Source organism: Virgisporangium aurantiacum, from assembly GCF_016863635.1.
Taxonomy (GTDB): Bacteria; Actinomycetota; Actinomycetes; order Mycobacteriales; family Micromonosporaceae; genus Virgisporangium; species Virgisporangium aurantiacum.
Genome location: NZ_BOPG01000011.1, coordinates 47,804 through 72,959 on the forward strand (window position 1 = coordinate 47,804; position 25,156 = coordinate 72,959).

The following is a 25,156-nucleotide window of genomic DNA, read 5'->3' on the forward strand; positions in this document are numbered from 1 at the left end:
CGATCAACTCCGGCCTCGTGATATCGTGGCGCATCTCGCAGCGTGTCGTCAAGATCAACTTTCGGTGTTCCCTCCGGAAGGAAGCCGTTAATGGGTCGCAAACACTCATTTATGGATCGCGAATTTCGCACTCCGGCGTTTGATGCGGACGACGGCGGAGACTTTGAGAAGAACCTTGTTTTCGTGATCATGCCGTTTCGTGGCATCGAGATGACGGAAGTCTACGCTGCGGTTCAGGATGAATGCCGCAAGCTACGCCTCAATACCCGTCGGGCAGATGAGTACGCGGGATCAGGATTTGTGATCCGAGAGGTTGTCGAACTAATCGAGCGCGCCGAGTTCATTGTCTGTGACCTCACCGACGAGAGACCCAACGTATACTACGAGCTGGGCTATGCCCATGGCGTGGGCAACGAAAACATGGACATCCTATTGGTAGCTAAGGCCGGCACGGAGCTGCACTTTGACATCGCGCCGCTTCGCGTTCAATTTTACACGTCAGCCGAGCACCTACGAACCATTGTCTCCTCAAGCTTGAAGGCGATGATACGAGCCACTCGCCAGTAAAACCGCATCGCCAGAAGTCAGTGGAAGGTTGAACGAGCCCTTGAGGTCGTCTTGGACTGAGCGATGTCCTCGTAGAAGGCCCGGACGAACAACACAGTTCGCTGCGTGGGGTGCAATTTCGCGGTCGAGCCCTGGTAGGGGATACCGCGTGCGTGCACCGTGGGATCTGTCTGCACCGCTTGAGGTCGGGACCGCAGGCGGGAGCCGAGACCGGAAGCCTGCGGGGCTCGTAAACCCGGTTCAGATGGTCTGACGTGCGACTTGCGCGAAGCCGGTGTCGAGCTTGCTGCGACGATCACGGCCATGAGCGCTTCGTTGGTGTACCTGCTGCTGCGCCAGGTGTTGCAGATGTTGAACCAACTCGTCCGCGACGGCGGAGCCAAAGACGTCGAGCTGCTGGTCCTCCGCCACCAGGTCGCGGTACTACGCCGCCAGGTACACCGCCCCGACCTTCAACCGGCCGACCGGGTGGTGCTGGCCGCCCTGTCCCGGCTACTCCCCCACCCACGCTGGGCGGCATTCTTCGTCACCCCGGCCACGCCACCCACGTGCACCTCGCCCGCAAACGCCGGTTCACCACCGACCAAGTCCACGCACTCCTCGACCGGTTCACGATCACACCGGCCGCCGACCGACTGGCCGAGTCCCACCGTGGCACCACCGAAGAAGTACCCGGATGAGTTGAAAGCCCGTGCAGTGCGGCTGTACCGAGAGTCGGATCCGAAGCCGACGATTCGCAAGCTGGCCGAGCAGCTCGGCGTGCACCCTGAGGCGTTGCGGAACCGGGTCTTATGCCGACGTCGGCATAAGACCCATTACGCCGAGGTCCGGCTTATGCCGACGTGGCGGCGGGTGCCGGTCCACTCGTTGGAGTGACTGCTGCTGGGTCAGCGTATTCCGGCGATGTGATCGGGCGTCATTCTCTCGAAGTTGGTGAGAGGGGGCGATCAAGGGTGGTCGCTTGGGTCCGCGCGTGGCTGGACCGCTGGCCGAGTATGCCGATGGTTTCGCTGGTGAGCTTTCGCGGTTGGGTTACACACCCGGGTCGGCGATCCGATGTCACCGCTGCGATGGACGACGACGTCCACTAGCAATCTCGCCGCCGCACTCACCTCTCACAAGGCCATCGGGTTTCGGCCGACACGGTCGCCGATCTGTTCGGGCAAACGTGTTCAGTCTGCAGGGCAACACCAAACGGACGATCTGTTCATGCCTTGCAGTTTCTGGTCGGCGGCGACCAGGGTGGCTTCCAACCCAGCGACTTCGCCGAACCAGCCTTCGCCGGTGAGCCTCGGGGACGCGGGCGGTGGTTGTCGCGGATCTCTTGCAGGCGCGGCATTTGGGCCGGGTCCGGTCGCAGGAGTGGACAGCGTATGCCGCTGTACTCGTGCACACAGGGAGCGCCGAAGTCACGGGTGCATCCAAGGAACCCGGCCGCCGGCTCACTTGTGATTGAGCCTACGCAGAACTGCATATGGCCATAGCCCGGCTGCGCTGGTGTCCAGTTCGCGCCAGGGCAGATCAAGGAGCCTCCCGTGAGGAGCATCGGCATTCGGCACACCAGTACGTGAAGATCGCGCCACCGTTGTCGCTTCACTCGTTCGCGAGTGACCTGCGCGCCCCAGCCGCTCGCACTAATCGATCTTGAACCGACTGCGATGAAAGCAACGTGACAGATTGGCTGTGTTGGAATGATCCGGCATCGAATCGATACAGCGAAGTGGATGATCAGTGGTGAGGAGGCACAACTGCATGAGGTTGTTGAAACGGTTGATCGTCGGCTCTACTGTCGCAGTCACCATGACACTCAGTCCGGTGGGTCCAGCCAGCGCGGCCAATGCCGAACCGTTCCGCCTACCGGCAGGGTCGTCTATTGAGTCTGTTCAGGTCAAGGCCGGCCCGTTCACTGACGGTCCGTTCGACAACTACTGGGAGTGCTACTACGAGCGGCAGGTAAACATCAACAACGGCTGGCAAGCCAGCCCGTGCGACTGGAACCCGATCAAGATGGCGTGGTACTTCGTTTACTGGTCATGAAAGGCCGATCAGGTAAGCACTAATCGGGTAGGAGGGATGCATTGCTGCATCCCTCTCCCCGTACCGTGCCAATACTTGTCGCGTGGTCTCTCGCAGGGATCGATGTGGCGTGCCGCACCGGGCGTGACCGCAGATGGGCGCATTCCGGGATCATGAGGTATCACGACTGTGGCGGCTTGTCCACCCGGGCGCGTGACAAGCGTGAGGCGGTACGGATGCAGGCGGCGACGTGGTTCGCCGACGGAGTCTCGCCGACGGAGGCGGCTGTCCTTTGACCCGCCGGGCTTGACCCGCACCCCGAGCGCGGACCCCGTCCATATCAGCTCCACCCGCCGCCCGCTGTACGACTACCCTCACACTGTGCTATCCGTTGACGGATGCGGGATGTTGTCCCGGTGCCTGCTGTGTACGCCCAGAGTGACCAGTTCCGTGGTGCCCGCATCCACCTGTGCGATCTTGCCGGTCTTGAGATTCGCGATTGCGAGGTCAGCGGCCTGAAAGATCGTGGACTGCTATGGGGCGACGTCCACCTCGGTGGCGCGTTCGAGCGTGTCGTTGTCAACGACGTCGACGTGACTGGCTAAATCGAGGCCGAGCTACCGGCGGCATCCCACGCGGGTGCTGGCACGCGACGCCGCGCCTCCGTCGACTACCGGGCTGCCCGGATGCCATCGAGACGCAGTGGGAGTCGACGCTCGACCGCGCCGGCTCCTGCCCGAGGCCAAGCTGCACGAGCAGGTCAACGGCGAGTGTTCGTTCGTCGAGACCCAACGGCAGAGTCGTCGGACTGTTCAGTCAGACACGTGAAAGCATCGTGAAAGGGTGTATATGCCAGCCTTCAATTCCACAGTCGGACCTTTACCAACGAAAGGACATCGCAGATGCGAAATGCTCTCGGTGGGGTCGCCGATCGTTTGCTCGCCCTGGTAGTTCCCCGCACGACCGCCGGTGCCTGCCCGTGCCCCGATGGAGGCACGCGAATCGTTTGCAAAGAAACCTTCCTGTGGCGATGCGAGTTGACCTGCAAGTGCGAGTACGCGAACTGCGTGTATCTCGGCCGTTGCTGAGTGGGAGGCAGAGCCAGTGGCTTTCTCAGTCGCTGCGATAATCGGCATCGGACGCTCGGCGTGGTGAATCTGGTGTTCTCATTCGGCGTGATTCGACGTCTACGGGAGCATACCGAGATTCTGAATCGACGGAACTCTCGGCCGGACCGCGCGATGATGCTGGCCGGTGGCACGGTTGGCGAGTTCAGTGTGGTGGCTGTCGATGGCGAGGCGGTTTCGCGGCGGAGCCTCGGCGCAGGCACGTTGGTCAGCTTCGTATCCACCGCCTGTCCCACGTGTGTTGAGCGGTTGCCGGAGCTCGTCAGGTTCGCCGAGGAACACGCCGGCCCGGTCCTTTGTGTAGTGGTAGGCAGCGGTGCTGACGCGGCTGCGATGACCCGGGCATTTGACGGCATCGCCACGGTTGTAGCGGAGCCCGTGGGTGGTCCGATGGCCGGCGCGTTCGACATCCAGGCGTTCCCGACGTTCGGCTTGCTGGACGCTGGTGGCGTGGTGCGGGCGAGCGGGTTCGCGCCGTCCGCCCTGGCGGCTAGCACGTCGGTATGACCGCTGGCGAAACTCCTGCACTCGGTCGTGTTCTCGGTGGATCTTGGCACGCGCTCCGTTTAGCTGTGAGTACGGCGCCCGCATGGGTCGCGTTGCAGGTTGTACTGAACGTGGCATTGGCGGCGCCGCCGGTAATTTCGGTGTGGTTGATGAAAGCGGCTCTCGACGCGATCAGCGGTCGCCGGTCGGCGGAGCTGCCGTTGATCACCGGGGGTCTGGTCGTGGTCGGATTGGCGACCACGGTACTGCCTGCGGTGCACAAGTACGTCAACGCGCACCTGGGGCGGGTGATCGGCCGGCGATCCCAAGCGGAGTTATATCTGGCCACCGAACGATTGGATGGCCTGGCCAGGCTTGAGGACCCGTCGTTTCGGGACCGGCTACGGTTGGCTCAGCAGGCCGGTCGTACCGGTCCTGGCAATGTTCTGGACGGTGTGCTCGGTACTGGCCGGGACCTGCTGTCGTTGACCGGGATGATCGGTGTCCTGTGGTCGATCAGCCCGACGATGGCCGGCGTGGCGCTGCTCGGCCTGGCACCGGCACTGGCTGCGCAGATCCAGCTGGCCAGGGCGGCGGCCCGTACCTATTGGCGGATCAGCCCATTGATGCGCCGTGAGTTCTTCTACTCGGAGCTGTTGGTCAGCCTGACCGCGGCGATGGAGCTCCGACTGCTCGGCCTGTCCGCGTTGTTTCGGGGCCGGATGCTGGCCGAACTGGGTGCCGCGGACGAACAGCGCCGCCGTATCGACGGCCGCGAGCTATGCGTGCAGGTCGGACTGGGGATCATGTCGGCGTCGCTTCTTGGTGGCGGTCTGGTGTGGGCCATCGGGGCCGCTGGCCGGGGCCGGCTGACGATCGGGGATGTATCGGCTTTTGCGGGCGCAGTTGCGGCGCTACTGGCTGGCGTCACCGTGGCAGTCGCGCGGGTCGCGGACGGCTACCAGGCTTTGATCATGTATGACCACTACCGCGTCGTTCTGGAAGTCGAGCCAGATCTGGCCGTGGCCGTCGACCCGCGGCCGGTGCCGACGCTGCGGCGGGGCATCGAGGTGCGGGACGTGTGGTTCCGGTACGCACCTGACCAGCCGTGGGTGTTGCGCGGCATCGACCTGTACATCCCGCATGGCACCGCAGTCGCGCTCGTGGGCCGCAACGGCGCCGGAAAGAGCACGCTGGTCAAGCTGCTGTGCCGCTTCTATGACCCGGAACGCGGAGCGATTCTGTGGGACGGGGTGGACCTGCGTGACCTGTCGGTGAGGGAACTGCGCGACCACATCGGCGTGGTGTTCCAGGACCACATGGAATATGAGGTCTCCATCGCCGAGAACATCGGCGTGGGTGAGGTGACGGCGCTGCTCGACACCGCGCGGATCGAGGCCGCAGCCGGTCGGGCTGGCCTGCACGAGACGATCCGCGGCCTGCCCCGCGGCTACCACACGCTGCTGTCTCGAATATTCCTGGACACCGACAACGATGAAACGCACATTGGTCTCCTGCTGTCCGGGGGCCAGCGTCAGCGGTTGGCACTCGCCCGCGCGTTCATGCGCGACCGGCGCGACCTGTTGATCCTCGACGAACCGAGTTCCGGCCTGGACCCCGCTGCAGAACACGACATCCACCACCGGCTACGCGACCGGCGTGAAGGTGCCACCAGCCTGCTGATCTCGCACAGGTTGAACACCGTGCGCGACGCTGACCGGATCGTCGTGCTGGCCGATGGCCGGATCATCGAGCAGGGTCGCCATGACGAGCTGATCGCCGCAAGTGGCGACTACGCCGACCAGTTCGGGCTGCAGGCCGATGGCTACCGCGACGAGTCGACCAACGCCGGCCCGGTGGTGTCGCGATGATGTGGCTCGCCGGAGGCCTTGCCCTGACCGCATTGGCCGGAACGGTCGCCGTTCTCAGAAGGTGCTACATCGTGGTGCGGGTCCACGGTACGAGCATGACGCCGACGCTGCGCGATGGTGACCGAGTATTGGTGCGCCGCGTTCAGCTGGCGCGGGTTGGGCCCGGCGACATGGTGGTCATCAAGATGCCACCGCCACACACGCACGGCGCTCCGCCTTGGCTGGTGAAGCGGGCGGTTGCCGTTCCCGGCGACCCGGTCCCGACGGATCGGTTCCCGATCCTGCCGGCCACCGATCGGGCGGTCCCGCCCGACCGGCTGGTGCTGCTCGGCGACAACCCGACGGCCAGCTACGACTCCCGCCTGAACGGATACTTCGCCGCAGACAAGGTCCTCGGCGTAGTTGTACGCACACTGTGATCCTCGGCGCATAGCCACCTCGGCCTCAAAGCGGACACGTCCATTCGCGTGTCGCAGCGGAACCAGCGCGGCCGCGGCTTCCGCGGCCTGGCGGCTGATGGTGCCGATCATGTGGCCGTAGGTGTCGTTCGTAATCTTGATCGAGCTGTGTCGGTGCCTCTTGCTGACGATCGCGATGTCGACGCCGGCGGCGATCTGGAGGCTCGCGGCGAGGTGCCTGACCTTGTGCAGGGTGATCCTCGGCGGCCCGTGGCGGTCGACGAACTTCTCGACGCGGTAGCTCTGGAGCGGCTCGCGCTCGACCTGCTCGCCAAGGCGCCCGACCAGCGTCCCGAGGACGCATTCGCCGTGTACGAGCGGCTGCTGCCGTTCCTGCCGCAAACCGGAACTCCGCCCGTTCACCCATCACCCGATCTCGACGGTCTGCCGGATCCCACGCTGCTCTACCGCCGCCCGAACGCGCCCCTTCGGCGCCTCTCGACGGCTACCCCGCCGCCTACGCCGGTCACTCCGATCCCACCGGCGATCGTCCCGGGGACCCGCATACGGGGACGCGGTAGCCCAGTCCGACGCCCTTCTGGCTGAGGAGCGCTTTGCCCATCGCCTCGACCTTCGTGGCCGGCTCGTCCAGAAGGGCCATGGCCGTCATGGTCGCCGACGCCGACCTGAACGGATGCTGAACCTGCCAGTGGCGATCGCGGGCAGCACTGAAGTCCGTCACTGGCCGTCGGATTCGCGCAGAGCGGATGCGGTGTCCTGACGGGCCGCTCGGCGCAGCGCACCGCCGAGCGCCACCGCCGACAGGACGACCATGCACAGGGCGAGCCCGGCCAACGCGCCGACCGGTACGACGATCAGCGGGGGCGGACGCATGAAGAACAACTGGAGCACGCGGATGCCCAGCGCTGCGAGTCCGATGCCGAGGGGGATCCCGATGAGCAGACTGCCCACGACAGCGATCGCACCCTCGACCGCGGGCGCGGTCAACGCCTGCGCCGTGGTGGCGCCGCCGGCGCGCAGGATCGCCGTCTCACGGCCTCTCTCCCGGACGAGGAAGGCACCGAGCACCGCCACACCGACCGCGGCCACCGTCGCGGCGGCCAGCGATTCCAGACGGCTCAGGCCACGCAGGTCCAACGTCGTGAGACTGCGTTGTTCCTGGACGACCTGCTGCCCGAGCGTGGTGACGGTGTAACCCGGGTTGGCCCGGGCCAGGTCCGCAGCCGAGGTGCCCGGCCGCACCTTGGCCAGATGGAAGTCGACCGGTACCGGCGGCCCCGGGATCGCCGCCGCCGCGGTGACGAGTTCGGCGAACGGGTCGTCGGGCGGGAAGGACCGGTACACGCCGGCGACCAGGAGGGTCAGGTTCCTGGTGCGGTTCGGATCGTCCGGGAAGACGGTCAACGTCAGGCTGTCACCGGGGCTCACCGCGAAGCCGTCGGCGATCTCGAAGTTCACCAGGACCGCGTTCGGATTCTCGGCCAGCGCCTCGACCCCCCGGCCGACCAGCATCGACGGCGCGATCGTGACGGTCCGCCGGTAGGTCGCGACGTCGATGGCGAGCAGGTTCTTCCGGTCGGTGCCGACCCGAGCGGGCACGTGTCGCACCGGGGTGGTCGCCACGACCGCCGGTCCCGGTCGTGGCGGCACCGCGGCAGCGGCCACCGAAGCGTCGGCGGGGGTCAAGCGCAGATCGGAGCCGAACGCGGCCCGTGCATCGGCGAGCCGGGCGGCCCGGTACGTGGCCGTGAACGTGACCACGTTGGTCCCGAACGCCACGGCGAGCGTTCCCAGCACCAGCGCCGCGCCGGTGCGCGCCGGCCGACGACCCAACCACCGCAACGCGGCACCCGGCCAGGTGCCGAGCGGACCGGGCCGTCGGGTCCGCCGCACCAGCACCGTACGCAGGCCGCGGATCACCAGCATGGTCACGGCGAACCACAGCAGGATCGGGGCGAGGAGAACGTAGAACGCCAGCGCGAGCGTCTGACCCTCGATCGTCGTCTGGCGCAGGCCGCCGGCGAGGGCGTTGATGCCGAGAATCGCCAGCGCGACCGCGACGAGAACCACATCCCGACGGACGCCGGTCGGGGCGCGTCGCTCGACGGGCCGCCGCGCCGTCACCACGTCGACGTGCCGGCCGGCCCGGACGAGCGGTACCAGCCGCGTCACCGTCGTCAGCAGGCCGGCGGCGACCGCGATCAGCCCGGTCACGGCCAACCGGTCCGGTGGGACCTCGCGCCATACCTCGCGGCCGCTCGACCAGGCGACGGCGAGGCCGGCCACCACCAACCCCATGGCCGCGCCGACCGCTCCCGCCAGCGCCGTGTGTGCGGCGTTCAGCCGGGCCAACTGGCCGCTGGTCGCGCCGCGTAGGCGCAGCAGTGCCTCCTCCCGCCGCTGCGCCGCGCCGATCGCGGTCGCCGCGGCCACGCCCAGCCCGCCGGCCACCAACGCGCCGGGGATGCCGAGCAGCAGGAAGAGAATCTTGGCGTTGGTGGCATCCTCGGTGGCCATCGTGAGGACCTCCGCCGCGTTGTCGGCCACCACCACCGCACCCGGAACCTGCCGTTCCAGCGTCCGGCGCAACGCCGTCGACCAGGCCAGGGCGCGGGCCGGATCGGTCGGGTACGCGTCGTGCGAAACCGCCACGTGGAACTCGACGCTGACCGGTGGCAGGTCCGTGGCGCCCTGGTTGAACACCCCCGTGCCGCCGTCCACCGTAAGGCGTTTCACCGCGGGCAGCACCAGGGACTCGAAGGTGGCGTAGTCGACCAGGACCGCGCGCGGCACGACGGCGATGTCGCCCTGCACCTCACCCAGCGGGATCGCCGACCAGGTGTGGGCCGAACGGACGTCGACGGCCCCGCGGACCGGCAGTGACAACGCGAGCGGTTGCGCGTCCTCGGGTGTCTCCCCCGGCAGATCGACGGTGATCGTCGTGGCGGCCGGGGCGCCGGGCAGCGGCGTCGACAGAAGAGCTCCGCCACCCGGGCGGGTGGACGCCCGCACCCACGGGTGACTGTCCAGATAGGACGGATCGACGGCGTAGAGGCGGGCCGGCAGCCGTCCCGTCCCCGGCGCCGACACCACCACGTCCGCGGTGGCGAACCGGTCGACCCGGCCGACGCCGCGCACGGTGGCCAGCCCCCGACCGACCGCGTTCATGTCGACGTCCAGCGACGTGGCCAGCGCACGCATCTCCACCTGGACCGGTGCCAGCGCATGGGCGGTCATCTGGCTGACCGCGCCGTCGATGAACAGCAGCGTGGCGCCGAGCACGGCGACCGGAAAGGCGACGCCGACAGCGGCGAGCGTCAACCGGACCAGCGAGTGGCGGACCGTTCGCGCGAACAACCAGAGCATCACGACGGTTCCCCGTTCAACTGTCCGGAGTGGAGGGTGACGATCCGGTCGGCGTGCCGGGCGACCGCCGGGTCATGGGTGACGAGCACGACGGCGGCCCGCCGTTCGGTGGCGGCGGCGATCAGCAGGCGCGTGACGGCCTGCGCGTTGGCGGAGTCCAGGCTGCCGGTGGGCTCGTCGGCCAGGACGACGACCGGTTCGGCGATCAGCGCCCGGGCGATGGCGACCCGTTGCTGTTGGCCGCCCGACAACTGGTCGGGCAGCTTGTCGGTGTGCTCGGCGAGCCCGACCCGGTCGAGTGCCCGCAGCGTCCGGTCGTACCGCTCGGCCCGCGGTGCACCACCGAGCAGCAACGGCACCTCGACGTTCTCGGCCGCGGTCGCCTGCGGGAGCAGGCTCATGCCCTGGGGCAGAAACCCACACGACCGCAGGCGCAACCGCGACCGTGCCGCCCCGCCCAGCGTCCGCCAGTCGACCCCGCCGATCAGCACCCGCCCGGCGTCGGGGCGGTCGAGTCCGCCGAGCAGGTGCAGCAGTGTGCTCTTGCCCGAGCCGCTCGGTCCGGTCACTGCCACCACTTCTCCCCGGGCCACCGCGATCGACACCCCGGACAGGGCCGCCACCCGGCGGTACCGGCGCGTCAGTTCGATCGCCTGGAGGGCGGCCTCAGCGCTCATCGACGACCACCCCGTCGCGCATGAGCAGGCGGCGGCCGGCCCGCTCGGCCACCTGCCGGTTGTGGGTGACGGTCAGGATCGCCGTGTTCTCCCGCACGCGAACCGTCTCCAGCACGTCCAGCACACCGGCCGCGGTGTCCTCGTCGAGCTCCCCGGTCGGTTCGTCGGCCAGCAGGACGGCGGGTCGCGACGCCAGCGCCACGGCGATCGCCACCCGCTGCGACTCACCGCCGGACAGCTGCCCGACGCGCCGGCGGCGGTACCCGGCAAGGCCGACCTCGGCCAGCAACTGCCGGGCCCGCTCCCGGGCCGACCCGCCGGGACGCCCGTCCAGGCGCAACGGCAGCGCGACGTTGTCCACGACGTCCAGACCCGGATGCAGGTTGTCCCGTTGCAGCACCACGCCGATGCGCCGTCGGCGCCGGGCCTTCTCGACGGGGTCCGCCTTGGTCAGGTCGGTACCGTCGACGATCACCGAACCGGCGGTCGGGGTGAGCAGCCCGGCCAGGATGTGCAGGAGCGTGCTCTTCCCGCTCCCCGACGGGCCCATCAGGCTGGTCCACGACGACGGTGCGAGCACGATGTCCGCGCCACGCAACGCCACCGTCTCGATCTCGCCCTCGCGGTAGATGTGGTACAGGCCGGCGCCCGCGACTGTCATGAGCGGCGACGATAGGGGACGGTCGCTGAACGCAGGCTGACGACCGAGCCGGCGGCACGGCTCACGGGCTACGCCGGTGCCAGTCCGAGGTCGGCCATCACCGAGTCGAGCCGGGCCGTCTCGTCGGCCAGGAAGCGGCCGAACTCCGGCCCGCCGAGGTACGCGTCGGCCCAGCCGTTGCGGGTCAGCGCGGCCCGCCACGCCGCCGAGCGGACCAACCGGCCGACGACGTCGCGCAGTGCGCGGGCGTCACGCGCGGACAGGCCGGGCGGTGCGACGATCCCGCGCCAGTTGGTGAACTCCAGGTCGACCCCGGCCTCGCGGAGGGTGGGCGCGTCGAGTCCGGCGGCCCGGGTCGGCCCGGTGACGGCGAGCACCCGCAACTGGCCGGACCGGACCTGGTCGGCGTACTCACCCACGCCGGCGACGCCGAACGCGACCCGCTTGCCGAGGATCGCGGCCAGCAGGTCTCCCCCGCCGTCGTAACGGACGTACCGCACGACCGGCGGGGCGATCCCGATGGTCCGCGCGAACAACATCGGGGCCAGGTGGTCGGGGCCGCCGGGCGACGAGCCGCCGCCGACGGCGACCGCCGGTGGATCGGCCCGCCAGGCCGCGACGAGGTCGTTCAGGGTCCGGAACGGCGAGTCGGCGGTGACCACGACCATGTTCGGCTCCTGGATGAGCCGGGCGACCGGGGTCGTCCCGGTCAGTCTCCGGGCCGGTCGGCCGTACTCACTGCCCACGACGCCCAGCCCCATGAGCATGACCAGCGAGCCGCTGCCGCGTTCGTAGACCAGCCGTCGCACGCCGACCGAACCGCCGGCGCCGGGCAGGTTGAAGACCTCGACACCGCGCACCAGCCCGGCGTCCTCCAACGCCTTCGCGACGGTGCGGGCGGTCACGTCGTACCCGCTTCCGGGTGCGTTGGGCACCATGATGCGCAGGCCCGCGAGGTCGTCGCGGTCCCGGTCGACGACCAGCAGCAGCGTCACCGCGACGGCCAGGACCGCCGCGACCGCCGCCACCACCGGGAGCCGCCGCAGGGACATGGCGCCAGCCTGCCACGCGGCGTCGGGTCGGCACCGGTTGTGGTCGTTTTGGTCGCGGTTCGTCCCCGCCGGAGGGTTGCCTCGGGCCGTCCCGGGGCCTTTATTGGGACCATGCGCCGCAGGTTCTCCCTCGCCGGGCAGCTCCTGCTGTCCCAGCTGGGGATCGTGCTGGCCGTCGTCGTGGCCGTCGGCGCCGTCTCCCTCGCCGAGGCCGACGCGGCGTTCCGCACCGACGAGGGCCGCCGCCTGCGGTCGGTCGCGGAGAACCTCGCGGCGGAGAGCACCGTGCGCGCCGGCATCACCGACCCGCTCTGGTACGACGCGCTGGCCGCCCGGGCGGAGAGCGCCCGGGCGGTGGCCGGGGCGACATATGTGGTGATCGGCGACCGGGCCGGTGTCCTCGTCACCGGCCCCGGCGCGGGCCGACCGGCCGACCTCGGCGACAGCGACGTCCTGCGCGGCCGGGCCTGGGTCGGCGTCCTCGACGACGGTGCCCGCCGGCTGGTCGCGCACGTGCCCGTTCTGGCCGAGTCCAACGGCGAGATCGTCGGGTTCGTGGTGGTGGGGCTGACCTATCCGACGTTCGCGGGTCAACTCGCGAATGCCACCCCGGGCCTGCTGGTGTACCTGACGCTGGGGCTCGTGCTGGGCGTCGCCGGATCGTTGCTGCTGGCCCGGCGGGTCAAGCGGCAGACCCTCGGCCTGGAGCCGACCGAGATCACCGGCCTCGTCGAGCACCGGGAGGCGATGCTGCACGGCATCAAGGAGGGGGTGATCGGCACCGACGCCGCCGACCGGGTCACGCTCGCCAACGACGAGGCGGTCCGGCTCCTCGGGCTCCCGCCCGACGCCGTCGGCCGGCCGCTCACCGAGCTGGGCCTCGCCGACGGCGTTTTCGACGTGCTGACCGGCCGCACGGCGGGTGCCGATCAGGTGGTGCTGCGCGACGACCGGGTCCTCGTCCTGAACCGGATGCCGGTGATCGTCCGCGGCCGCGATGTCGGTTCGGTGACGACGCTGCGGGACCGCACCGAACTGACCGCGCTGCGCAGGGAACTCGACGTGAGCCGGCTCGCCACCGACACCCTGCGCGCGCAGGCGCACGAGTTCACCAACCGGCTGCACACCATCGCCGGGCTGGTCGAGCTGGGCGAGTACGACGAGGTGGTCCGGTACGTCGACGGCACCAGCCGGCGGCACGAGAGCCTGCGCGACGTGACGTCGCGGATCAGCGATCCGGCGTTGGCCGCGTTGCTGGTCGCGAAGGCCAGCCTCGCCGCGGAGCGCGGCGTCGACCTGCGCATCGATCCGGCGGCGGCGATCGGGCCGCTGGACGAGGAGCTGGCGGCCGACCTGGTGACGGTCGTGGGCAACCTCGTCGACAACGCCATCGACGCCGCCGGACCCGGTGGCTGGGTGTCGGTCTCGATCACGGACGGCGATGGCGTCGTGATCAGGGTGCGTGACTCGGGCCCGGGCGTCGCCCCGGCTCAGGCCGACGAGGTGTTCCGGCAGGGCTTCAGCACGAAGGACGCCGCCGGCACCCGCGGGTTCGGGCTGGCGCTGACCCGTTCGATCTGCGTGCGGCGGGGCGGGTCGGCGACCGTCGACGGCTCGGCGTTCACGGCGGTCGTCCCCCGGGTCCGGGCGGCGGCCCGATGATCCGGGTCCTGGTCGTCGACGACGACTTCATGGTGGCGCGCGTGCACCGCGGCTTCGTGGAACGGGTGCCGGGGTTCACGGTGGACGGTGTCGCACACACCGGGGCGGAGGCGCTGGACGCGGTGCGGTCGTTGCGTCCGGACCTGGTGCTGCTGGACATCTACCTGCCCGACATCTCCGGCCTCGAGGTGCTGCGCCGGGTCCGGGAGGGCGCGGCGCCGGTCGACGTCCTCGCGATCACCGCGGCCCGGGACGTGGCGACGATCCGCACCGCGTTGCGGGGCGGGGTCATCCACTACCTCATCAAGCCGTTCACGTTCGAGGTGCTGCGGGAGCGGCTGGACCGCTACGGCGCCGCGCACCGCCGGCTCGCCGGCGACGGTGACGTGGCGCAGGACGACGTCGACCGGTTGTTCGGGGCGTTGCGGCCGACCAGGATCAGCCTGCCGAAGGGGCTGACCGCGCCGACCGCCGACCTGGTCCGCACCGCGTTGATCGCCGCCGTCGGCGACCTGTCGGCGAGCGAGTGCGCCGACGTGGCCCGGCTGTCGCGGGTGAGTACCCGCCGCTACCTCGAATACTTCGTGGAGTCCGGCACGGCGGCCGTCCGGTTGCGCTACGGCGGAACCGGACGGCCGGAACGGCGCTACTACTGGACCGGTCCCTGATCAGTCGTCCTCGGCGAACGCCAACTTCTCCGCGCTGCGTCCCCGCGCCCGCGCGACCAGGCGCGGCAGGTACGGGACCGCGAGCGCCAGCACCGCCAACATCAGCAGCACCACGGTCAGGGGCCGGGTCACGAACACGGTGAGGTCGCCGTCGGCGATCACCAGCGCCCGCCGGAACTGCTCCTCCATGAGCGGCCCGAGGATGACGCCGAGGATCACCGGCGCCAGCGGGAAGTCGTACCGGCGCATGAAGAACCCGATCACCCCGATGCCGTAGGCGATCAGCACCTCGACGACGCTGTTCGACACCGCGTACACGCCCAGCGTCGCGAACAGCAGGATCCCCGCGTACAGCAGCGGACGGGGGATCCGCAGCACCTTCACCCACAGCCCGATCAGCGGCAGGTTCAGCAGCAGCAGCATCACGTTGCCGATGTACAGCGACGCGATCAGCGCCCACACCAGCTCCGGTGACCGCTCGAACAACTGCGGGCCGGGCTGCACGTTGAAGATCTGGAACGCGGCCAGCAGCACGGCCGCCGTCGCCGATGTCGGGATGCCCAGCGTCAGCAACGGCACCAGCACGCCCGAGAACGACGCGTTGTTCGCCGCCTCCGGCCCGGCCACGCCCTCGATCGCCCCGTTGCCGAACTCCTCCTTGTGCGGCGAGCGGTGCTTCTCGTAGGTGTAGGACAGGAACGTCGGGATCTCCGCACCGCCCGACGGCAGCGCCCCGAGCGGGAACCCGAACGCCGTGCCGCGCAGCCACGGTTTCCACGACCGCCGCCAGTCGTCGCGGCTGAGCCAGCCGAGAAACCCGCGTGGCTCCACCGGGTCCACTGTGGACGGTGTGTCCCCGCGGGCGGCCGCGTGCAACGTCTCGCCGATCGCGAACAGCCCCACGATGACCACGACGATGCCGACGCCGTCGAGCAGTTCGAGGCTGCCGAACGTGAACCGCGACTGCCCGGTGAGCGAGTCGATCCCGACGAGGCCGAGAAACAGCCCGAACACCAACGACAGCAGGCCGCGGACGACCGAGCGGCCGACCAACGCGGTGACGCACACCATCGCCAGCACCGCCAGGGCGAAGTAGTCGGCCGCCCGGAACGACGTCGCCAGCGACGCGACCGGTTCGGCGATCACGGTCAGCAGCACCGTCGAGATCGTCCCGGCCACGAACGATCCGATCGCCGCCGTCGCGAGCGCGGCGCGGGCCCGGCCGCGCCGCGCCATCTGGTGACCCTCGATCGACGTCGCCACCGACGCCGACTCCCCCGGCGTGTTCAGCAGGATCGACGTCGTCGACCCGCCGTACATCGCGCCGTAGTAGATGCCGGCGAACATGATGAGCGCGCCGACCGGATCGTCGAGACTGAACGTGATCGGCAGCAGCAGCGCGATGGTGAGAGCCGGCCCGATGCCCGGCAGGACGCCGATGAACGTGCCGACGGTGACACCGATCATCGCGAACAGCAGGTTCGTCGGGGTCAGCACCGTCGCGAACCCGTTCAGCAGGTCGCTCATGGCGCCGCCCCGCTCCGCGCGGCGACGCATTCGCGGCTCACTGAGCCAATGGTTCGCTCGCAAAGCTCGCTCACAGCGGCAGCACCCCCGCCGGCAGCCGGATGTCCAGCAACCGGGTGAATGCGAGGTACACGCCGAATGCGAGCGGCACGGCCACCAGCACGTCCCGCATCCACTGCCGGCTGCCGAGGATCCGCGCGGCACCGACGTAGAACACCGTGCTCGCCAGCGCGAAGCCGACCGGTTCCAGCACCGCGACGTAGGCCACCAGCGCCACGACCAGCAGCACCGGTGCCCACCGGTGCACCACCGGCTCGGTGTCCACATCGGACGGTCGGAGCACGTACACGAGCGCGAGGACGGTCCACAGTGCGGTGACGGCGATCGGCGCGAAGCGCGGCCCGTCGACCGCGGGGGCCGCCCCGTCGAGTTCCCACACGGCGACGGCGCCGAGCGACAGCCCCGACACGAGCAGGACGACCCCCACGAGACGGGCCCGGACGGCGTCCATCAGGAGACGACCCCGGCCTCGACGAGCACGCTCCGGATCCGCTTGGCCTCGCTGTCGTAGAACGCCGCCGCCTCGTCGCCGCTGCGGTAGAAGTCGGTCCAGCCCAGCTGCTTCATCGCGTCCTTCCACTGCGACGACCCGTGCAGCCGGTCGACGAGCGCGATGACGGCGGCCTTCTCGCCGGCGCTGATGCCGGGCGGAGCCACGATTCCGCGCCAGTTCATCAGTTCGACGTCGTAGCCGGACTCCTTGATGGTCGGCGCCGGCGAGCCCGCACCGGCGTCCACGCCCTTGGCCCCGGAGACCGCCAGCGCCCGCACCTTGCCGGCCGCGACGAGATCCTTGAACTCGCTCGCGCCGGACACCGCGGCGGTCAGGTCGCCGGAAAGCAGGCCGGCCTTGGTCTCGCCGCCGCCGGAGTAGGCGATGTACTTCATCTTCTTCGGGTCGACACCGGCGGCCTTGGCGAGCAGGCCGACGAGGATCTGGTCGGTGCCACCGGCCGAACCACCGCCCCACTTGACCGCGGCCGGGTCCGCCTTGAACGCCTCGACCAGGTCCTTCAACGTCTTGTGCGGCGAGGCGGCCGGAACCACGATCACCTCGTCCTCGGCGGTGAGCGTGGCGATCGGGGTGGTCTGGCCGAGGTCGATGGCCGACTTGTTGGTGACGATGCCGCCGACCATCACCAGCCCGGTGATCATCAACTGGTGCGGGTCGCCTTTGTGCTTCGTGGCCAGTTGCGCGAGGCCGACGGTGCCGGCCGCGCCGGTGACGTTGGTGACCTCGACGCCCCCGGAGACGAGGTTGCCGTCCTTGAGCGCCTTCTGCATGGTGCGGGCGGTGATGTCCCACCCGCCGCCCGCACCGGCCGGCGCCATGATCTGCAAGGTTCGGGTGGGGTACTCGACGGTGTCGGCCTTGTTCGTAGTGTCACCGCATGCCGCGGTGACGGTCAGGACCAGGCCGGCGACGAACGCGGCGGCGGTCTTCCTCATTCTGGGCGCCCCTTCATCGGCGGGAATGTGACGCACATGTGAAGGGGAATGGTCGTGCCGCCGGTGACGTGGGTCACGCTTGTGGTGGGGAAGAAGCTTTTGTTCGTTTCGGTCAGTCGTGCGGCCGGCGAAGTCCGGATCAGGGGTGCTCGGAGTCCGTGCCGTCGTCCGGAACGAACAGATCCTCGATCGGTTCTCCGAATACCGCAGCGATCTTGAATGCGAGCGGCAGGCTCGGGTCGTAGCGACCCGTTTCAATGGCGTAGACCGTTTGCCGGGACACGTCGAGGCGGTCGGCAAGGTCGGCCTGGCTCCAGCGGCGAGCCGCTCGTAGTTCTCTGAGCCGGTTCTTCATCGCGTTCGTGCGGTCTTGAGCAGCAGGGCCGCGATCCAGGTCAGGATGCTTCCGATGAAGCTGATCTGGACCTGTTGCCTGAGGTCGCCCACGTCTGCGGCCTGGAGCAGTCCGATGGCGTAGATCGCCATGACCAGTACGCCGAAGCCGATCGCCAATGCCTCGAGCTGTTGGCGGCGCTGGTATTCGTCGGCGCGGCGCAGGCTCCTTATCACGGCACGGACGATCCACAGCCCAGGGGCGAGATACAGCAGCGACCAGAACAGCTTCCACGAGCCGTCCGAACCGAACAGGCCGAGCTCCGAGATCACGCTCAGGATCCCGAGGGCGACAAGTGCGGGTAGCCAGTCAAGGAACCAGGCGCGGGTGCGGACCTTGTCGCTTCGACTTTGGCGGTTCTCCAGCCTCTTCCTCATGCGAAGAACGTAAAGGGAGCTTGTCTTGATGTCAAGGACACTTGTCAAAAGGACAAGGGTGATTGACGGTTCTCGGCGGCGGCCTCACCGGCGCAGCAGACTCATGTCGGGCGTGCCGGTCCGGCGGAGCACCGCCGCCACCGTGGCGACAACGGCTCCCACGACCACGGCGACGACCGCGCCGAGATATCCCCAGGGAATCGCGAGCCGCTCGGGCGGCGGATCGAACACACCGGTGAGCACGACGACGAGCACCTGGGACACGACGAAGCCGATCGCCGCGCCGAAGACCAGCCCCGCGCTGACGATGACGGCAGCCTCCCCCACGATGAATCCGGCGAGGTGCCGTCGGGTGGCGCCCAGCGCGGCCGCGATCGTGAACGTCCGCCGCCGTTCGGCCAGGCCGAGGGCCAGCACCAGCCCCGCCGCGGCGGCCGCGAGGGCGAGCGCGAAGCCCAGCTCGACCCGGGTCAGGCCGCGCAGGCCCACGGCGGTGAGGCTGGAACCGACGGTGGCGCGGGCGGTCCCGATGTCGGTGACGGTCACGTCGGGGCCGAGCCGCCGGCGCAGACCGGCAGCGACGCGCGGGGCGGCCGTGCCGGTGTCGACCAGGTAGGTGCTCGGCCCGACGCCGACGGCGGACCGCACGTAGTCTCGGTTGGCGACGAGGAAGCTGTCGGTCGGCGCGGTCGGGAACTCCTTGACGACCCCCACGAACCGGAACGGCACGGCAACCGGCTGGCCGGAACCGGCACCGGTGCCGACGCCCGTGAGGCGCAGGGTGATCCGGTCGCCCGGGCGCAACTGGTAGTCAAGCACCGTCTCCGCCGACACCAGCACCCCGTCCGGTTCCCGGGCGAGCGTGCGCATGAGCGAGTCGACGGTGCCGCCGGTGACGTAGCCGTCGGTCAGGTGCGCGCCGGCGACGACGGTGGCCGGATCGACGGCGTACAGGTCCTGCAGGTCGGCGCCGACGTAGGCGAAGCGGTGCTCAATCGTCTCGACGTGGCGCACCCCGGCCGTGGCGGCGAGCGTGCCGCGCAGGTCGGCCGTGGTCGGTCCGGCCGTGACCGTCACGTCGGCGCCGTTGGTGAGCCGGGCGTCGACCTCGGCCTGCTGCCGGTAGGTGGCGTTGAATGTCGCGGTGGACACGGCGAACGCGGTCGCCACGGCCAGCACGGTCATGGCGGTCGCGATCGGCCGCTGTCGGCGGCGCAGCACCGCCGCGACCGTGCCGGCCAGCGGACCGGCGAGCGGACGCAGGAGGCGGGTGAGGACAGGACGGCCGTGCCGCAGTGCGGTGACGGCCAGCCGCCAGGTGAGCAGTGCCGCACCGAGCCACAGCAGGGCCGGCCCGGTGAACGACCAGTAGTCGACGGAGATGCGCGGCGCGCCCTCGGGCGCCAGTACGAGTTGGTATCCGCCGCGCGACGTGGCCGCCACGACGACGACCGCCAGGACCAGCGCGACGACGTCGACGCCGAGCCGCATCCACAGTGGACGGTGCGCCGACGGTGCCGCGATCCGCCCGACCCGCACGGCATCGGCGCGCAGTGACCGCCATGCGGGCAGGACGACGGTGGCCACGGCGACCACGGCTCCGGCCACGACCGCGGCACCCCACCACAGTGACGCAACGACCGGCCCGTCCAGCACCGGCGCGATCGCCGCGGCAAGGGCGACCCCCGCGACCGCGCCGACCACGGCGACGAGGCCGGCCTCGATCGCGGCTGTGCCGAGGATCTGCGTGGTGCCGCCGCCGCGGGTGCGCAGCAGTGCCTGTTCGCGCCGGCGCCGGACCGCGCCTGCGGCGACGACGGTCACGGTGAGAACGACGGCCAACGCGCCCGCCGGCGCGGCGAGGAACAGGAACAGCACGGTGGCGAACGCGGCATCGGTGCGGGCCGCGTCCAGCGCGGCCGCGAGGTTGTCGGTGACCTGACCGGCGCCGGCGAGCCGGGATTCGAGGTGGCGGGCCGCGCCGGACGAGGCGGTGTAGGCCGCCGCGGGGTCCGTGGGCAGCCGCCGGTCGCGCCGCACGTGCAACTGGACGCCCACCCTGCCGTCCGCAAGCGGGTCGAGCAGGGCGTGGAACGTGTCGGCTGGCAGGATCAGCACGTTGTCGGGCGGCGCCGCCGCACCGCTCACAGCGGTACCGGCAGCGGTACCGATCGCGGTACCGGTGCTCGCCGGGGCGAACAGCGCGTCGGCGTGCGGCAGGTCGACCACGCCGTCGACCGCGACCCGCGCCGGTGACATCCCCGGCCGTTCGATGACGACGGTGCTGCCCGGTGCGGCGTGCAGGTTCGCCGCGGTCTGCTGGGCGAGCAGGACCCCGGCGCCGGTGCCGGACAGCGTGCGCACCTGCGCCGGGAACGTGTCCCGGTAGCCGGGTGGAAGGCCGAGGACGACGGCCGCACCGGTGGTCCGTGCGGCCTGATTGTCCTGTGTGGACAGTCCGGGAACGGTGGCGTAGCCGACCGGGAGGACGGTGGCGACACCGGGTTCGCCGGCGGTCGTCGCGGCGGCGGCGGCCGGGTCGGCGCCGGCGGCGAGATGGACCTGCCAGTCGACCGGCACGGTCGAGGCGGCCGCCGTGGTCATCTGGGCGCGTGACGCGGCCAGGAACGTCCCGAGGCTGGTGAGGAGCGCGATCGTGACCGCGATGCCGGCGGCCTGACCGGCCACCCGTCCGAACCGGTGCCGGGCCAGCCCGGTGAGCCAGATGATCACGCCGGGGTCTCCCGGTCGATCCGGCCGCCGACCATACGCCACCGTTCGGCGAACCGGCCGGCGACATCGGGGTCGTGGGTGGCGACGACCAGCGCGGCGGAGGCCTCATCGGCCGCGGCGATCAGGACGTCGACGACCTGCGCCGCGGTGGCGCTGTCGAGCGCGGCGGTGGGCTCGTCGGCGATCAGCAGCTGCGGACCGGCCGCCAGGGCGCGGGCGACCGCGACCCGCTGCGCCTGCCCGACCGACAGTTCGTGCGGGAGCCGCTCGGCGAGGTGCTCGAGACCCAGGCGGGCCAGGGCGTCGTCGGCCGCCGTGCCGACCCCGCGGCCGCCGAGCAGCAGCGGCAGTTCCACGTTCTCCCGCACGTCGAGGACGTCGAGCAGCGACGGTGCCTGGAAGACCACGCCGACCCGGCCCGGCAGGGTACGCGGATGCGCCGCCAGCGCCGGCCACGCCACGGTTCCCCCGCTGGGACGGTCGAGGCCGGCGACCAGGTGCAGCAGGGTCGACTTACCGGATCCGGAGGGGCCGGTGACCGCGATCCGGGCATCCGACGGCACCGTGCAGGTGACGTCGTGCAGCGCGGTGAGCGTCCCGAAGCGTCGGCTCAGATCGACCCCGGTGAACACCGCCGTCATGCGGCTCGCCCGTCGCGCAGGTGGACGACGCGGCTGGCGGCGGCTGTGACGGCCCGGCTGTGGCTGGCCACCAGCACCGCGGTGCCGGCCGCCGCCCGGGCCACCAGCAGCCGCAGCACCAGACGCTCGGTGATCTCGTCGAGCTCACCGGTCGGCTCGTCGGCGATGAGCATCGCCGGGTCGTTGGCCAGGGCGACGGCGAGCCCGGCCCGGACGCTCTCACCGCCGGACAGATCACCGGGCAGCGCCGATCCGCGCCCGTCCAGACCCACCGTGGCGAGGAGCGCGTCGACGCCGTCATGCGGTGCCCGGCGCTGGCGGAGCTGCTGCGCAAGCCGGATGTTCCGGCCGATGGTGAGGTGCTCCAGCAGATTGCTGTGCTGGTACAGCACCCCAATGTGCCGGGCCCGCAGTGTCGCCCGCACCGCCTCCGGCTGTCGGGACAGCCGCCGGCCGGCGACCCACACACTGCCGCCATCCGGTTCGTCGATTCCGGCCAGGCACGACAGCAGGGTCGATTTTCCCGCGCCGGACGGGCCGGTCACGGCGACCAGTTCCCCGGCCTCGACCTGGAGCGAGACCCCGCACAGGGCCAGCACCTCCTCATCGCCGGCGTGGAAGAACCGGAACAGCCGCTCGGCCCGCAGCACGGGGGTCACGGCAGCCACCGCAGGGAATCTGTCACGGTCCGCCACGGATCGACGTTGTCGGCACCGTGCGGGCCGGCGAGGGTCAGCGTCACCAGCAGGCCGTCGTGCCAGAACGCGTACCGTTCGACGTCATCGTTGACGACCTTGCCGGTGACCGGGTCCGGTTCGGCGTCGGCCCGGTAGGTCAGCCGCACCGCGTCCCCGGCGTTGCGGTGCACCATCGTCACATCGCCGGGGGTGAAGCCCCTGGCCGTGGCCCGCAACGCGTCCAGGTCGGCGTGTCCCGCGGCGACGTCCGGAGCGCTCGCCCGAGACACCGACGTCACCGTGACGGTGTTGAGCTTGTCGGTGAACGTCGCGGTGTCGCCGGACTCCGTGCGGGCCCACCCTTCCGGGATCTTCACCGCGTACCGCCCGGCCGGCGGGCGGTACTCCACGAAGGCCTGGTTGTCGGGGATGTCACCGACGCCACTGGAGTCGGCCGGCTTGCCACCGCATCCGGCGATCGTCACGAGTCCCGTCAGCAGCACCGTCAACAGCGCGATGGGCAGCCTGTGTCGCATGGTCGGCGACGCTAGGTCGGCGGACCTTAAGGCATCCTGAATGGTTCCGACGTCCCCGATTTGACTGTTCCTACAAGTTGTAGGAGTGTTTCGAGGTCAGGCAACCCTTACCTGGAGCGCGTCAATGGGAACGGTCTTCTTCGCGAGCTTTCTCATCGGCCTGCGCGACGGCCTGGAGGCCGCACTGGTGATCAGCATCCTCGTCGCATTCCTGAGCCAGGCCGAGCGTCGGGACCGGCTGCGTCAGGTGTGGTTCGGCGTGGCCGCAGCCGTCCTGGTGTCCGCCGCGGTCGGTGTGCTGCTGACCTCGGTCGCCGCCCAACTGGGCAGCGGCGTGCGGATGGAACTGTTCGAAGGGGTGACCTCGCTCGTCGCGGTCACCCTCGTCACCTGGATGATCTTCTGGATGCGGCGCACGGCCCGCACGCTCAAGGGCGAACTGGCCGGCCGCCTCGAAACCGCTCTCGCCATGGGCGGACTCGCGGTCGCCACGATGGCCTTCTTCGCCGTCGTGCGCGAAGGCGTGGAGATGGTGCTGCTCGTCTTCGCCGCCGCCGAGGGCGCCAGCGACTCCGCGGCGCCGCTCGTGGGAATGATCACCGGGGTAGCCGTCGCGGTCGCGGTCGGGTGGGCGGTCACCACCGCCGCCGTGCGCGTCAACCTCGGCCGCTTCTTCACCTGGACCGGCGCCCTGCTCATCCTCGTCGCGGCCGGCATCCTCAAGTATGGCGTCCACGGCCTGCAGAGCGCCGGCGTCCTGCCCGGCGGCAACCAGGACGCCTTCGACCTGAGCACCACCGTCGACCCGACCTCGTGGTACGCCACGGTGCTCGCCGGCACCGTCAACCTGACCCCACGGGCCAGCGTGCTGGAGATCGTCGCCTGGCTGGGCTACGCCGTGCTGATGCTCGCGCAGTTCTTCCGGCCGTCGCCGGTCCTCGCCCGGGCCGACCGGCATTAACCGGATTTTCAGGAACGGGTCCCTAGGTTGCCACCCGACACGGAAGGTGGACACCGGATGAACTACCAGCTGTTCCAGGCGATCAACGACCTGGCCGGACGGCTCGACCCACTCGACGACGCCATGGAGTTCGCCGCGACGTGGCTCATATTCGGCATCTTCGCGGCAGCGGCCGTGACCATGGTGTTGGCGGTGCGTCGCGGTGACCGCGCCCGCGTCGGCGACACCGCGGTGGCCCTGGCGGTGGCGTTCGTGTCGGCACGGGCGCTCAGCCACCTCAACGGGCAACAGCGACCGTTCCAGACCCACCACGTCCACCAGTTGATCGCGCACGGCAACGGCGTCTCGCTCCCCAGCGACCACGCGACCGCCGCGTTCACCGTCGCCCTCGCCGTCGCGGTGTTCCTGCACCGCGGGTGGGGCATCGCCCTGCTCGTCGCCGCCGCAGCCGTCGGACTGGCACGGATCTGGGTCGGCGTCCACTACCCCGGCGACATCCTGGCCGGCCTCGCGATCGCGGTGCTCGCCGTAACGGCCGTCCTGACCGCAAATCGGATCCGCACCGGAGCTGCACCGTTGACAGTCAAGGAGACCGCGTGAACGTGCTGGACCCGGAATGGCTCGTCTCGACCTTCGGGCTGCTCGGCATCCTGGTGGTCGTCTTCGCCGAGTCCGGCCTGCTGATCGGCTTCTTCCTGCCCGGCGACTCGCTGCTGTTCACCACCGGCCTGCTCGTCGCCGACGGCCGATACCTGCACGTGCCGCTATGGCTGGTGTGCCTGCTGGTGTCGACAGCCGCGATCGCCGGCGACCAGATCGGCTACCTGTTCGGCAAACGGGTCGGACCGGCCCTGTTCCGTCGCCCCAACTCGCGGCTGTTCAAACGGGAGAACCTCGACCGGGCACAGACGTTCTTCGACCGCCACGGCGCCCGCTCCATCGTGCTGGCCCGGTTCATACCCATCGTGCGGACGTTCACGCCCATCATCGCCGGCGCCGGACACATGCACTACCGCACCTTCGTCCTCTACAACATCATCGGCGGGATCCTGTGGGGCACCGGTGTCACCGTCGCCGGCTACTTCCTCGGCCAGGTGACATTCGTGAAATCGCACATCGAACTCATCCTGATCGGAATCGTAGTGGTGTCCGTCGTGCCGATCGGGATCGAACTGCTGCGGTCCCGTCTCCGGGCCCGCCGGTGAGGGGTACGGCCCCCACACCGAAGG

General features: G+C 70.0%; 26 protein-coding genes and 1 pseudogene. 14 read left to right on the plus strand and 13 right to left on the minus strand.

The annotated features are described in order from the left end of the window. Positions 1–90: 90 nt before the first annotated feature. The 9 genes and pseudogenes from Vau01_RS08125 (at position 91) to Vau01_RS08165 (ending at position 7,071) form a co-directional block, all read left to right on the plus strand. The gene (locus tag Vau01_RS08125) at positions 91–567 is read left to right on the plus strand and encodes a hypothetical protein (protein ID WP_203988819.1); all 477 of its coding nucleotides are present in this window, start codon (positions 91–93) and stop codon (positions 565–567) included. A 303-nt stretch (positions 568–870) separates the two neighbouring features. Continuing rightward, positions 871–1,443, plus strand: a complete 573-nt coding sequence (locus Vau01_RS08130; protein ID WP_203988826.1) for a transposase — start codon at positions 871–873, stop codon at positions 1,441–1,443. A 171-nt stretch (positions 1,444–1,614) separates the two neighbouring features. Continuing rightward, positions 1,615–1,807, plus strand: a pseudogene (locus Vau01_RS08135) (ISAzo13-like element transposase-related protein); the annotation flags it as partial. Positions 1,808–2,319: 512 nt separating this feature from the next. Continuing rightward, a complete protein-coding gene (locus Vau01_RS08140) occupies positions 2,320–2,604 on the plus strand; it encodes a hypothetical protein (protein ID WP_203988828.1) in 285 nt (94 codons plus the stop codon). Positions 2,605–2,999: 395 nt separating this feature from the next. Continuing rightward, positions 3,000–3,188, plus strand: a complete 189-nt coding sequence (locus Vau01_RS08145) for a hypothetical protein (RefSeq protein ID WP_203988830.1) — start codon at positions 3,000–3,002, stop codon at positions 3,186–3,188. A gap of 546 nt (positions 3,189–3,734) precedes the next feature. Beyond that, a complete protein-coding gene (locus Vau01_RS08150; RefSeq protein WP_203988832.1) occupies positions 3,735–4,217 on the plus strand; it encodes a TlpA family protein disulfide reductase in 483 nt (160 codons plus the stop codon). A gap of 65 nt (positions 4,218–4,282) precedes the next feature. Further along, complete coding sequence (locus Vau01_RS08155) at positions 4,283–6,067, plus strand: ABC transporter ATP-binding protein (protein ID WP_239151412.1); 1,785 nt, start codon at positions 4,283–4,285, stop codon at positions 6,065–6,067. Beyond that, positions 6,067–6,486, plus strand: coding sequence for a signal peptidase I (gene lepB, locus Vau01_RS08160; RefSeq protein ID WP_239151433.1), 420 nt, complete (start codon positions 6,067–6,069; stop codon positions 6,484–6,486). Before Vau01_RS08155 ends, lepB begins: the two co-directional genes overlap by 1 nt. A gap of 48 nt (positions 6,487–6,534) precedes the next feature. Beyond that, the gene (locus Vau01_RS08165) at positions 6,535–7,071 is read left to right on the plus strand and encodes a hypothetical protein (RefSeq protein ID WP_203988838.1); all 537 of its coding nucleotides are present in this window, start codon (positions 6,535–6,537) and stop codon (positions 7,069–7,071) included. 132 nt (positions 7,072–7,203) lie between these two features. Here Vau01_RS08165 and Vau01_RS08170 read toward each other — a convergent pair whose 3' ends face one another. The 4 genes from Vau01_RS08170 to Vau01_RS08185 form a co-directional block, all read right to left on the minus strand. Continuing rightward, positions 7,204–9,852: an ABC transporter permease gene (locus Vau01_RS08170; RefSeq protein WP_308440447.1), complete on the minus strand. Its 2,649-nt coding sequence runs from the start codon at positions 9,850–9,852 to the stop codon at positions 7,204–7,206. Further along, positions 9,852–10,529 (minus strand): ABC transporter ATP-binding protein, encoded by a 678-nt coding sequence (locus Vau01_RS08175; protein ID WP_203988842.1) that lies wholly within the window; start codon positions 10,527–10,529, stop codon positions 9,852–9,854. Before Vau01_RS08175 ends, Vau01_RS08170 begins: the two co-directional genes overlap by 1 nt. Beyond that, positions 10,519–11,190, minus strand: coding sequence for an ABC transporter ATP-binding protein (locus tag Vau01_RS08180; RefSeq protein WP_203988845.1), 672 nt, complete (start codon positions 11,188–11,190; stop codon positions 10,519–10,521). Before Vau01_RS08180 ends, Vau01_RS08175 begins: the two co-directional genes overlap by 11 nt. A gap of 68 nt (positions 11,191–11,258) precedes the next feature. Next, on the minus strand, positions 11,259–12,242 hold the full coding sequence (locus Vau01_RS08185; RefSeq protein ID WP_203988847.1) for a Bug family tripartite tricarboxylate transporter substrate binding protein: 984 nt from the start codon (positions 12,240–12,242) through the stop codon (positions 11,259–11,261). 111 nt (positions 12,243–12,353) lie between these two features. On the opposite strand from Vau01_RS08185, the gene Vau01_RS08190 reads away from it, so the two are divergent. Both Vau01_RS08190 and Vau01_RS08195 read left to right on the plus strand, forming a co-directional pair. Further along, a complete protein-coding gene (locus tag Vau01_RS08190; RefSeq protein WP_203988849.1) occupies positions 12,354–13,904 on the plus strand; it encodes a sensor histidine kinase in 1,551 nt (516 codons plus the stop codon). Continuing rightward, positions 13,901–14,572 (plus strand): response regulator, encoded by a 672-nt coding sequence (locus Vau01_RS08195; protein WP_203988851.1) that lies wholly within the window; start codon positions 13,901–13,903, stop codon positions 14,570–14,572. Before Vau01_RS08190 ends, Vau01_RS08195 begins: the two co-directional genes overlap by 4 nt. Here Vau01_RS08195 and Vau01_RS08200 read toward each other — a convergent pair whose 3' ends face one another. The 9 genes from Vau01_RS08200 to Vau01_RS08240 form a co-directional block, all read right to left on the minus strand. Next, on the minus strand, positions 14,573–16,099 hold the full coding sequence (locus Vau01_RS08200; protein ID WP_203988853.1) for a tripartite tricarboxylate transporter permease: 1,527 nt from the start codon (positions 16,097–16,099) through the stop codon (positions 14,573–14,575). Positions 16,100–16,169: 70 nt separating this feature from the next. Then, on the minus strand, positions 16,170–16,610 hold the full coding sequence (locus tag Vau01_RS08205; RefSeq protein ID WP_203988855.1) for a tripartite tricarboxylate transporter TctB family protein: 441 nt from the start codon (positions 16,608–16,610) through the stop codon (positions 16,170–16,172). After that, positions 16,610–17,608: a Bug family tripartite tricarboxylate transporter substrate binding protein gene (locus Vau01_RS08210; RefSeq protein WP_203988857.1), complete on the minus strand. Its 999-nt coding sequence runs from the start codon at positions 17,606–17,608 to the stop codon at positions 16,610–16,612. The genes Vau01_RS08205 and Vau01_RS08210 overlap by 1 nt, the downstream gene beginning before the upstream one ends. 139 nt (positions 17,609–17,747) lie before the next feature. Then, positions 17,748–17,963 carry a helix-turn-helix transcriptional regulator gene (locus Vau01_RS08215; RefSeq protein ID WP_203988859.1) on the minus strand — a complete coding sequence of 72 codons (216 nt, stop codon included), beginning with the start codon at positions 17,961–17,963 and terminating at the stop codon, positions 17,748–17,750. Next, positions 17,960–18,379: a hypothetical protein gene (locus tag Vau01_RS08220; RefSeq protein WP_203988861.1), complete on the minus strand. Its 420-nt coding sequence runs from the start codon at positions 18,377–18,379 to the stop codon at positions 17,960–17,962. Before Vau01_RS08220 ends, Vau01_RS08215 begins: the two co-directional genes overlap by 4 nt. 84 nt (positions 18,380–18,463) lie before the next feature. Further along, on the minus strand, positions 18,464–21,112 hold the full coding sequence (locus Vau01_RS08225; RefSeq protein ID WP_203988863.1) for an FtsX-like permease family protein: 2,649 nt from the start codon (positions 21,110–21,112) through the stop codon (positions 18,464–18,466). After that, positions 21,109–21,753: an ABC transporter ATP-binding protein gene (locus tag Vau01_RS08230; RefSeq protein WP_203988865.1), complete on the minus strand. Its 645-nt coding sequence runs from the start codon at positions 21,751–21,753 to the stop codon at positions 21,109–21,111. The genes Vau01_RS08225 and Vau01_RS08230 overlap by 4 nt, the downstream gene beginning before the upstream one ends. Continuing rightward, entirely contained in the window at positions 21,750–22,421 is a 672-nt protein-coding gene (locus Vau01_RS08235) for an ABC transporter ATP-binding protein (RefSeq protein ID WP_203988874.1), read from the minus strand. Before Vau01_RS08235 ends, Vau01_RS08230 begins: the two co-directional genes overlap by 4 nt. Continuing rightward, positions 22,409–22,966, minus strand: a complete 558-nt coding sequence (locus tag Vau01_RS08240; protein WP_203988876.1) for a hypothetical protein — start codon at positions 22,964–22,966, stop codon at positions 22,409–22,411. Before Vau01_RS08240 ends, Vau01_RS08235 begins: the two co-directional genes overlap by 13 nt. Positions 22,967–23,090: 124 nt before the next feature. Here Vau01_RS08240 and efeU point away from each other — a divergent pair, with 124 nt between their 5' ends. From efeU to Vau01_RS08255, 3 genes are read left to right on the plus strand one after another with little or no spacing between them, the layout of a single operon-like run. Further along, a complete protein-coding gene (efeU, locus tag Vau01_RS08245; protein ID WP_203988878.1) occupies positions 23,091–23,927 on the plus strand; it encodes an iron uptake transporter permease EfeU in 837 nt (278 codons plus the stop codon). A 57-nt stretch (positions 23,928–23,984) separates the two neighbouring features. Continuing rightward, positions 23,985–24,527 (plus strand): phosphatase PAP2 family protein, encoded by a 543-nt coding sequence (locus tag Vau01_RS08250; RefSeq protein ID WP_203988880.1) that lies wholly within the window; start codon positions 23,985–23,987, stop codon positions 24,525–24,527. Beyond that, positions 24,524–25,132, plus strand: a complete 609-nt coding sequence (locus Vau01_RS08255; protein WP_203988881.1) for a DedA family protein — start codon at positions 24,524–24,526, stop codon at positions 25,130–25,132. The genes Vau01_RS08250 and Vau01_RS08255 overlap by 4 nt, the downstream gene beginning before the upstream one ends. Positions 25,133–25,156: the final 24 nt, after the last annotated feature.